Below are 10370 nucleotides of genomic sequence, written 5' to 3'. Positions count from 1 at the left end.
GCTGATACTCCATTAACACTGGCCGTAATCTGACTAATCTGTGTAGCTTGGGCCGTTAATGTGTTTCCGTGTTGAGTGACCGTCGCGTGTCGTCTGCTGTAACGCCGTAGCGTTAGCGTTTGCTTTACTCTGTGCGTCATTAGCAACGCCGCTAACACCGTTAATAGTTGCAGACATCTGACTGATAGACTGGCCCTGAGACGTGATTGTCTGCCCCTGCTGCGTCACCGTTGCCTGTGTTGCTGATAGCGCATCAGCGGTTCCGTCAATATCGGACTCGGCATTACTCATGCGAGCACTAAGCGCATTTGTCTGCTGACTGAGCGCCGCTGTTTCTGTGCTGCGCGTCAGCGACTCTTGCTGCAATGCTGCGTTAGTTGATGCAATTTGGCCGTTAAACTCCGTCTCAATCTGCGTCAGTTCCCGTGCCAACGCCTGTTGCTCATCGGCTTGCACCTCCTGCTGAGTGGTGATTTTGGCAACATTCTGGCGGCGCTGCTGCGCTTCTTCCGTGCCGTTTAACGCATCCTGAATCTGAGCCCGCGCCTGCGCCTCTAATGATTGTTTAACACTGGCCTGGCTGCTGTCATGCCCAGCCACCGTTTCAGACAACTCAGTTATAGAAGCGCTGTTATCATCAGTGTCAGCGCGTAGGCCGTTAATCATCTGTGCCTGCGCCGCGTCATTCGTCGCCAGCGTTTGCAGTGACTGATTAACATCAGCTTTATTGCTGTTGAACTCAGACGTGAGGCCCGTTACCGCGCTGGCCGTTGTCTCTTGCTGGTTTGCCAGAGACTGCTGCTCAGTCGTTAAATGAGATATGGATTGGTCATGACCGTCAATACGCCCTGCCTGTGCAACGATGTCCTGCTTTACAGCAGCGACGGCGCTATCGGTTGTTGCCTGGGCTTGTTCAACAGACGTGATCCGGCCGGTATTGTCCGCTAATGTCGCTCTCGTCGTAGCGATGTCTTGTGCGTTGGCCTCATCACCGGCAATACGTGCGGTTGTTTCGCTGGCGATCAGCGCTGCGTTATCATCAGATTTGGCAACAACGGCATCCAGTCCCTGAGCCTGTACCTCTTGCTCATTTTTTACAGTGGTAACATCATTGATGACCTGCGCCACACGTCCATCATTTTCAGCAATGTATCCATCAACGCGCTGAGTCAGATATGCATCAGCGGCTTCCAGTTCTGTGCGAGTGTTCGTAATGTTTGTGCTGATAGACTCAACTGCGTCATTCAGCTGATTACGGGTTTCAGTAATGTTTAGTGTGTTTTCGATAACTCCAAGTGCCAGGGCATCTACACCATCCTTCAATTGACTGATGTTATTGCCCTGCTCGTCAACCTGACCAGTTAAAGATTTCCACGCGTCTGTTTCAAAAACCACCTCGACAGCTTCTTCAAATATCGGTGCCACATCGCTGTCAACACTGGCGCCAACTTCTACAAATGCAGATGCGCCATATGAATTCACGCTACGCACATAGAACCAGTAAACCTTCCCGACCTCTTTCAGCCCAACTTTGGTGTATGACGCCCCCCGCCCCAGATAGTTGGCATTGGTTTCAACCAAGCTGATATCGCTCAAACGATCCACTGAAAACCAGAACTCAAACACGGTACCAACTGGAAGTCCTGCAATAACTCGCGGATGCAACTCAACAGACCATAACCCCGGCGTTACATCAACACGATCTGGCGCGGCCGGCGAATTGATTTTAAACGTGATGGAGGTAGGAACAGATTGGGCACCATTCATCGCGACTGCGCGAACTTCCGCTATGTATTCACCCTCCGGTAGTCCAGTCACACGGCATTGCGTGCCGGGAACCTGAGCGGTGTAGATCGTCTCACCATTCTGGATAAACAGCACATTGTAGTGTGCAACTGTTTCCCGCGTCGTCCATGTCAACAGTCCCTGAACAACGTCTGCAATGATCTGTGTAGAATAAGATAGGTTTTCTGGCGCACCCGGCGCACCATTAGGGAGGTTGGTCAGCGGAGCACGATCTATCAGTTTGCCAATCGCATCATTCCAAACATCCGCGCCCTCTTGTTTCAGCGTAAGTTTTACACCGTTTTGAATACTGAACTGCCAGTCAGCTACACGCATTTCAACACCATCAATACCCAGCGATGGCAAAAACAATTTAACGTACATACCTGGGCGGTAGCGGTAGCCGCTCAAATTTATTGGCAGATTAATTGTACGCGCGACGCGTGCACGCTTCAGCTTGATATCAGCCAGGCGCTGAGACTGGAACTCACTGATAACAAAGCGCAGCTTCATATCCTGAGATATTTCAACGCCGTCTTCTGCAACCCATTCAGGCACCGACACGGCCGGAAAATCTGCCTCTGAATAGGATTGTTCAGGATCGATAAAAGTGCCGTTAATCGTGTTTACCCGGTCAGACTGGGAAACCTCCGGCATGATCTCGATATCGCCCGCCAGTTGCCCTTCGTGAATTTCCTCAACGGCCGGGCCGTAATATGCGCCGACAAGCAAGCCATGACGCCCGCCGATGTACGTTGGCTCGCCTGCACATGATGCCAGCATGTCATCAAGAATTGCTGATTTGTTCTCGCTCAGATCAAACTCGCCGTTTATGGTGTAACGGCGCTCAGTATTACCATCACCACGGATGACTGATTCGTCTGAAATGTTTGCGGCAACTTCAAACTGTTCCCAGTTAATTTCCGAATCGGGTACTTTCAAGTAATAACGATAGTAATGCAGGATGACCAGCGCCGCGTTATCACTCCAGGCGGTGTCACCAGTGCGAGGGTCATAAACCTCCCAGCCCCACTTCTCGACCTTAATATTCGGTATCCCACTGGGAAATTTTTCAGAGTCAAATTTCAGCGTGACGCGCAGCCAGGCGACTCCTTTGCCGATCATATCGTCTTTCCATGACGGGGCATTTTCCAGCAAGTACGGGTCTGCCGTCTGTCGGTCGTTATGAAATTCATACCCGACATTACCGCCATAAGTTCCAATCAGATCGTCTGCAAGATAGATGTCGCCGATTCGATATAACGGATGGCCAGCGAGAGTTATAGCAAGGTACAGCAATTCACCATCGTCTTGTTCACCAGATTGCTCTTCAGAAAAGAACAGTGTCCCTGCCGACATGGTTTTGCCATAAACAACAGTTTTAGGACTGGCAGCGGCTCGCAATACTTGTTTACGCTCTGACTGGCTACGGTAGTTGTCAACACCTGGCGTTTTTGTCAGCAGCATTGATGCGACCGTACCGGCGATCATGATTACCGCAGCAACAACATACATTTGAGCCGCAGCCGCCGCGCCAGCAGCAACCGCTGCAACAATCGGGATAGCAGCAGGCATTATTCAACTCTCCACACGCTCAATGGACGTTCACGCATCAGCACCACACCATTAATACCCATCGCAAAAACGCCGCCGATCCAGACGATCCCCGCACACCGGCTACCATTGTTATTAATAATTGCCACATCACCGCGCTGGGCCTGTTTTACCGGCACTTCTGTAAGGCAGGAGCCAATCGCTTTTTCCAGCGTTCCGTGTGTTTTCAGTAATACTTTTTTCGCGCCGACCTCATTGTCATAGGTTCCACGATATTGGGCAGCGAAATCCTGCCCACACATGGCGGCTACGCAATCAGCGGCAAACAGCAGGCAGTCATTTTTACCCCATGAAAAAGGCCGCTTTTCAGCGGCCAGGATCACGTCAATCAATTGTTTTTGCCAATCATAACGGCGCATAACTACCTCACTGATAGGTGAATCCCGGCGCGTCTTTTTTACTGCCCCAGTAAATAGAGCGTTCGGCCATCTGGGCGACATAACGGAATATCCGATCGCCGGGATATGCCGACTGGTGAGATTCATCGGTAAATCGTCCGGGAAACGGTCGCTGCCAGTCTTCGAAGACATTTGATGCGGTGTATTGAACGGTATTATTATCTCCGGCATTGATACCGGTTGATGATATCCGCCCCTTGAATATCAATTCGTACCCCAGAGGTACTCCCTCATCACTCAATGCCACGATATACAATTCAGCATTGCGGCCCACACATGACTCATTCATGGTTTTTGCAATCAGGCTGGTGTCCAGTCCCGTTAACGTTAATTTGAGTTGTGTCGGGCTGGTTGTATGCTCCTCTTTTACGTCATCAATAGAGCCAAACATGCCAACGCCGTAATAAACTTCACCACCCAGCGTTAACTGTCCGGTGCCGGTATGGGCATAAGTGGTACCAGATTTAAAATGAATCTTCCCGGCGACCGCTGCCGTTACACGATCCCTGGACAGCAGATCGGCCATTTCCTCGGAAAATGGTGAATACAGCATTAGTACGCCTCCTCAAGTTCAATGCTGGTACTTGTAAAAACACCAGGAACGCGATTCATTACACCCTGATCGTTATCAATCAGTTTGAAAATGCCGTAGGGTTTCTGTATCTCTATTGGGGAGTCGGCGGGCGGTGAGGATCGCAGCATGGGCGCAATATTGATAACAGAAAAACCGTTTCCATCACTGACGGCATCGGCCACAATGATTTTCAATTCATCATTAACAGTGATGTAATCACCTGTTTTCAGAACTATTGTGCCGGGCGTCCAGCCGTATGTATTCAGTTCTGTTCCTGTTTGCCCGGATTCAGCGACCAACGGCGATCCTGCTGGCGTTCTGCCTCTCCGTCCGTAGTCCCACAATTTAACTCTGCCGTATTCACCATCAAGCGACGCCACCAGCGCCTCTACGCGTCGGGATTTATCGTCAGGCATATTGTTCAATGACAGAGTGCAGCGCCAGCGGGAGCCGGGATAACGAACTGTTTGCGTCGCCCCGTTGAATGGCGATCGGAATGATTTTGAGTTGCTTTCCAGCCGCCAGCCTAATGATGAAGGAACAAGAGCATCTGGCCAGTCGATAACGTCAGGCATGTTTCCTCGCTTGAAAAACTGATCAAATATCAGGCTATACAGCCCGTGGTTGTAGGGCTAACGTAAAAGCAAAAACATTACGCACAGCACAAGGGAACCCATCAGCCCGCCCGCGTATGAGCGCAGGCGTTTACCCCGGAGGAGATGGCTGATTACCTTCGGATTAAGGAAATAAAAATGAGTGACAAAGATATTCAGTTTGCCGATTCTATTGATGGTTCCTCTCTTCAATCTTTAGGTGAAGAGATCTTGGCTTTGAGGTTCACTCTTGCTTTATTTTTCACAAGATTTAATCCCGTTGAAAAGAAAGCATTACTTGAACAATTAAAGCTTCAAAAAGATGACAAACACGTGCTTAATCTAGCTAACTTCCTCACAAATTTTAAAGACATCAATTAATAAACCGGTTGCGTGGTTATCCTGCGCAACCATTAGCTTCAATTTTCAATATACGGGTTGCAGTAATAGTTCCTCCCGAAAGCGCAGATTCAAGCGCAACAACCCGCTCTTCAATCGCTGTAATGCGGCGCTGTTCTTCTGTTTCACGCAGTTTATTCGCATGGATAACACCATCGCCAATGGCGGCGGATTTTAAAATGGCGTTGTTAGTATCATTCATAATCACACCTCTTCAATCGTAGTAATTACATTGACCTTTTTAACTTCAACATCAGCCAGGCCGCTCTTTTCGATAAAATCATTTGCTGCTACATCATTAGCAAATGTCTTCGCTAATTCGAGTTTCAGCACAAACGTTACATCAGTGCCGATAATCATATTTCCGATATATAAACCGGCGGTATTTTTAATAACGAATTTCTCTTGCATAAATATCTCCTGCAATAATCTTTATTAAATGGGATTAAACGCCCAATAATCGTCGTGCCTGTCCGCGAGTCTGGAAATCCTGCAATAATTGCTGACGGGCCAGTGAAGCCCCATCGGTAGCCCCTTTATTGGCCGCTTGCTCCATCGCCGACGCTAGCGCCTTATCACCACTGCCAGAGACGGATATATTCTGATGGATAATCACGTTGCCACCATTGTTAGTGGTTGCGCTGTCTCCGGCGCTGGTTAGTTTGCTGGATAGATACCCCTTCAAATCCGCGTTGGTACGTGCATCAACAACGCGCTCGCCTCTATCGAGCAACCAAGTGCCTTCGCGGGGAACATTATCAATACCGTCATGTGCCATACCGGCAATGGTTGTTGAGGCCATAAGGGCGACTGACGTGTAACCAATACCTCGAATCATTGTGCTGGCAGGAATACCAAGAATGGGACCAAGCTTCAGGGCTTCTGTTGCCGCCACCTCGGTATTCACGATTGCCTGAGCAATAGATGCTGCTTTGCTCGCGAGAAACATAGCTTTATATGCTGCACTCCCCTCCTCGCCCATTGCCGATAGCATACTGGCAGCATCACTGGTTAGGGTTGAGATCATGCTTAAAGATGCAGAGGTATAGGCTGACTGAATGGATTGCCTTTTATCAGCGGTTTTCTGTTCAATTTCGGCGACTCGGTCCGCATAGGTTTGCTCGTTAATTAGCTTTTGTTCCAGTAACTCGTTTTGAATATCGAGTTGCGTGTCATGCCATTTTTGCAATTCCTTTTCGGCTTCCGCCACCCTGATTAGCTCACCAGAGGCGCCGCCAATAGATGCATCAAGACCGCCAAATTTCGGCGCTTCGCTTACCGTGGATTTTGATATCTTGTCCAATGCTTCCCGGTATTCCTCAGCCGCTGGCGTGGCGGCTTTTAGAAGCTCCAAACGTTCTTTAGTCACAGACAGAACCTGTTCTTCCGGTGTCCGTAATTGCTCCATCAGAGACTTATATTTATCGAGCGTATTAAGTCTGTCTAACTCGGTGGCATTGCGCTCAATCACCGCTTTCTGTGACTCGCTCAATACCATTAGCTCACTGTTTGCTAGTTGATAGCGAGTTTTGGCTAATTCACTATCCTGCCCGTGCAAAGCGATCTGCTGCCGTTGCTGCTGGATTAATTTATCGTATGCCTCGCCAAGTTTTTTTGTCTCACTGGCGCCAGTCTTTATTGAAGAGGCGAATTCTTTGGCGCGTTCGTTATTTTCCTGAATTTTGACCTGTATCTGTACCCAATCACGCACACCCTCAAGACCGGGAGACACATCAATATTTCCACCCGCGGCAACAATCTTTTGAATTTCTGGTGCCAAAGCGGATGCCTGTTCGCCAGCGGCCGCATAGGCTCCACGCAGCAAGTCGGCCTCTTTAGTCGCACCTTTTGCCGCCAGCGCCGAAACGTCCAGTGCCAGGTTAGCGCTAGTGAGTTGTTTCGAAAAATCAATACTTAGTGATGCAGATAACTGACGATTCGCTGCCGCTGCATCCTGAGTGACGCTGGTTACCTCGCGCAACTTTTCGGTATATTCCTCTACCTTTATCCGTCCTTGCACATAGGCTAGCGTCAAATTTTGCAGGCGATCACGCTGATCGTCAGTCAGACGGGCGCTATCTGCAAACGCGTTAACGTTGGCCTGCAGATACCCTTCAAGATTTTTTATCCCCCCCGCACTGCCCTCTATTTCTCCCAGTGATCTGATAAATGTATCCAGGGATTGCTGATCATCACTACTGATAACCGGTACTGGAGAACTGTATTCGGACCCACCTACCCACGTAGTTACCAGTGCCTCGGCGTAATCGCGGAGCGTGTCTGTTGATTTACGCAACGCCTCATCAGATTCCGAGAGCTTTTTGTTCAACTCGTGCAATGCAGACGTTTTCTGCACATCCCCCAACGCCCGATATTGCTCAACCAGGCTGGCAACCGGCTGTTGCATGTTAATCAGGCTTTCCTTGACCTGCTCACCACTGTCATGCATCAGTAAAAAGCCGGCCGCAACAGATGCCGCAGTGACGGCCAATCCCACCGGCCCGCCCAAAATTCCCAGTAACCCCGAGCCAAGCCCTCTCCAAACATTTGTTGCGGCATTCAACCGCGTTTGCGCGACTGCGGTTGCATTGATAGCGACCGTTTCTTTATTTCGGGCCTGAACCAGAGCAAGAGTAGCTAAACGCTGGTTACTCGCCCCAACGGCTGACTCTGCCGCCGCTTGGGCTGCTCGGCGCTCGATAGTAGCTTTATATTGGAGGGTTTGCGTAGCCTGAAGTTGCGCATCCGCCAAGGCAATTTGGCTGGCTCTGGCGGACAGAATTTCTTTTGCCGCATTTTTGCCGTTATTTGCCATTGTCAGCAGGTATTTGGCCGCTACCCCGCCAGCCAGTGCCGCGCCTGCCGTTGCCAGCAGATCGATATTATCAGCAGCCAGCCCAATGGCATCAGCCATGGCCTGTGTTGTACCCGTCGCGCTGTTCGCATCACCGATATACGCCTTCCAGTGGTTTGATAGCTTTGTGATGGCATCACCTACCGTTGTTGGCATATCTTCAGCCAGTTTGGCATTCTCGGTGCGGGCGGCAATGACGGCATCAGCAAATTGCCCCATAGACAATTTACCCGCTGCGGCCAGTTTCTTAACCTCTGTTTCCGTAATGTTTAAGTAACGGGCAATATCACCAATGACGGTCGGCATCACCTCCATTACCGTATTCCAGTTATCGCCCGAGACCTTTCCCGCAACCATAGACTTGGACAATGCATTAATTGCACTTTCGCCCTTTTGGGCGCTGGCAGCATTAATAGTTAATGCGCTGGATATGGAGTCAATGAAGTCAATGGTGCCAGATGTTGAGTAACCCAGTTCTTTCATTGCATTAGAACTGCGAATAAACAATTCCGCCTGTTCATTAATGCTTTTATATGTTCTGTCACTAATCTCCATCAGACGTTGCTGAACAACACCATATTCCGCCCCAGACTCAGTGGCCATTTTGATGCGTGATGAAATTTGCCCCCATTCATCGGCGGTACTGATCATACCCCCAACGGCAAACGCGCCACCAATAGCACCTAATGCACGAGTTGCCATTGCTTGGGTACTTTGAAACTGGGAGGTTAATTCCTTCAATGCAAGCTGGTTGCGTTTTATTGCTGTACTGTGCCGATCCGCGCTGGACTCCATCGTTTTATAATAATTTGCACCCATACGCGATGCGCGAGCAATCTCTGACTGATATGAAGTGGAATTAGCCGAAATCTTGATAATTAATTCACGCAGGGTTGCCATTTAATTTTCTCCGGGCGATAAAAAACCCGCTCAATGGCGGGTTCTCATGAAATATTTTTATTCAGTGAATGCTAATCTCTTTTTCACAATAAGGTGATGCGTTTTTTAACTCATTATCCTTATAAAAGGTATAATCAGCCCCCATATAATATGGAGCGTGTGCAATTAAATTTAACTCATCAATGTTCTTTATTTGAAGCCTAGAACCGTCTTGTAACCTTATTTCTTGACCATCATATTTAATCTTCCCTATAGCGTTATTATTATTCCATGAATAGCATGACAATCCACTACCATTCTCTTTTATTATTAAAGTTGTTAAATATGGTCCTGTACTGCCAGTCCAAACACCTACTAAATTTGATGGTGCGTTTTTTTCTACAACTGATGGAAAATCATTTTTCAAAAGATCGTCTGTCGCACATCCGGCCAATAAAAAAGATAATCCTAAAATAACTTTGTTCATATCCCCGCCCCGTTCATTAACAAGTGGTTACAAGTTACCACCAGTTAACACGGAAATCACTATCGGGGCCGCCATATAACGTTATGTAGCCAGCGCCCCCAGAAAGCTTTCCAGACCATCAGGCGAATCTCTCTCCTCTGGCTCATTCCACTGAAGGATCGCCTCCTCTAATGAAACCTTGCAACCGTGAGAGTTGTAGATAGCTGAAGTTATCTGTGCGGCCTGTATGTCGCCACGCCTATCGCTGATAGGATTTATCCGGTCATACTCCATCCACATGAGTAACTCAGAGGCGGGCATGGATTGGGATAACTCATTTAGTGTGCGGCCCATGCGAAGCGCCAACGACATTAAGAATAACACGCTCGGGGCGGCTACTTTTTTTTAGCGTCCTCTTCGTTCAGGTTTGATAATGCCAATGCCTGCCGGAGCAATCGCGTATGAACCGGACCGAACTTCAATGCTAATTCGTCAACATCATTTTCACTGAAAACCAGAGAGCCAGATTCATCAAGCAGGATATCGATAAAGAGAACCACATCCGCTTTTAAACCCCGTTGGACTCTGTCTTCATCGATTTCTGTATCCGCATCCCCTGCATCAGCAAGAAGTTTTCTCGCTCTTGACCATGCATTCGCCGATGGCTCGCGCAACGTGACCTTTACACCATTCCACTCAGGGACGGGAATCGTTTTTGTGCGAAATCCAGCCCCTGGCGCCAATGCCAGATCGCGTAATGTCTGTGACACCCTCTTTACCATTTCATTTATTCCAGTTATCAGAAAAA

General features: G+C 48.8%; 11 protein-coding genes. 1 reads left to right on the top strand and 10 read right to left on the bottom strand.

The annotated features are described in order from the left end of the window. Positions 1-33: 33 nt before the first annotated feature. Genes ACN28R_RS23845 through ACN28R_RS23830 form a run of 4 tightly spaced genes read right to left on the bottom strand, consistent with a single transcriptional unit; the run spans position 34 to position 4946 of the window. Entirely contained in the window at positions 34-3360 is a 3327-nt protein-coding gene (locus ACN28R_RS23845) for a phage tail tip protein J-related protein (RefSeq protein WP_095835686.1), read from the bottom strand. Further along, on the bottom strand, positions 3360-3758 hold the full coding sequence (locus ACN28R_RS23840; protein WP_095833215.1) for a DUF6950 family protein: 399 nt from the start codon (positions 3756-3758) through the stop codon (positions 3360-3362). The genes ACN28R_RS23845 and ACN28R_RS23840 overlap by 1 nt, the downstream gene beginning before the upstream one ends. Positions 3759-3765: 7 nt before the next feature. Then, positions 3766-4350, bottom strand: coding sequence for a hypothetical protein (locus ACN28R_RS23835; RefSeq protein WP_095833214.1), 585 nt, complete (start codon positions 4348-4350; stop codon positions 3766-3768). Beyond that, a complete protein-coding gene (locus ACN28R_RS23830) occupies positions 4350-4946 on the bottom strand; it encodes a hypothetical protein (protein WP_095833213.1) in 597 nt (198 codons plus the stop codon). The genes ACN28R_RS23835 and ACN28R_RS23830 overlap by 1 nt, the downstream gene beginning before the upstream one ends. 177 nt (positions 4947-5123) lie before the next feature. Here ACN28R_RS23830 and ACN28R_RS23825 point away from each other — a divergent pair, with 177 nt between their 5' ends. Continuing rightward, a complete protein-coding gene (locus tag ACN28R_RS23825; protein ID WP_145957947.1) occupies positions 5124-5345 on the top strand; it encodes a hypothetical protein in 222 nt (73 codons plus the stop codon). A gap of 16 nt (positions 5346-5361) precedes the next feature. On the opposite strand, the gene ACN28R_RS23820 is transcribed toward ACN28R_RS23825, so the two are convergent. From ACN28R_RS23820 to ACN28R_RS23795, 6 genes are all read right to left on the bottom strand, one after another. Continuing rightward, positions 5362-5565, bottom strand: a complete 204-nt coding sequence (locus ACN28R_RS23820) for a hypothetical protein (protein ID WP_095833211.1) — start codon at positions 5563-5565, stop codon at positions 5362-5364. A gap of 2 nt (positions 5566-5567) precedes the next feature. Beyond that, positions 5568-5774: a hypothetical protein gene (locus tag ACN28R_RS23815; protein ID WP_095833210.1), complete on the bottom strand. Its 207-nt coding sequence runs from the start codon at positions 5772-5774 to the stop codon at positions 5568-5570. Positions 5775-5808: 34 nt separating this feature from the next. Further along, complete coding sequence (locus ACN28R_RS23810) at positions 5809-9117, bottom strand: tape measure protein (protein WP_095835685.1); 3309 nt, start codon at positions 9115-9117, stop codon at positions 5809-5811. A gap of 61 nt (positions 9118-9178) precedes the next feature. Continuing rightward, a complete protein-coding gene (locus ACN28R_RS23805; RefSeq protein WP_145957994.1) occupies positions 9179-9583 on the bottom strand; it encodes a J517_1871 family lipoprotein in 405 nt (134 codons plus the stop codon). Between the two features lie 81 nt (positions 9584-9664). After that, positions 9665-9934 (bottom strand): phage tail assembly protein T, encoded by a 270-nt coding sequence (locus ACN28R_RS23800; protein ID WP_095833817.1) that lies wholly within the window; start codon positions 9932-9934, stop codon positions 9665-9667. 23 nt (positions 9935-9957) lie between these two features. Continuing rightward, entirely contained in the window at positions 9958-10332 is a 375-nt protein-coding gene (locus tag ACN28R_RS23795; RefSeq protein WP_375153866.1) for a phage tail assembly chaperone, read from the bottom strand. Between the last annotated feature and the right edge of the window lie 38 nt (positions 10333-10370).

Origin of the sequence: Brenneria goodwinii, from assembly GCF_002291445.1 — a bacterium.
Lineage (GTDB): Bacteria > Pseudomonadota > Gammaproteobacteria > Enterobacterales > Enterobacteriaceae > Brenneria > Brenneria goodwinii.
This window is presented reverse-complemented; position numbering and strand designations above follow the sequence as displayed.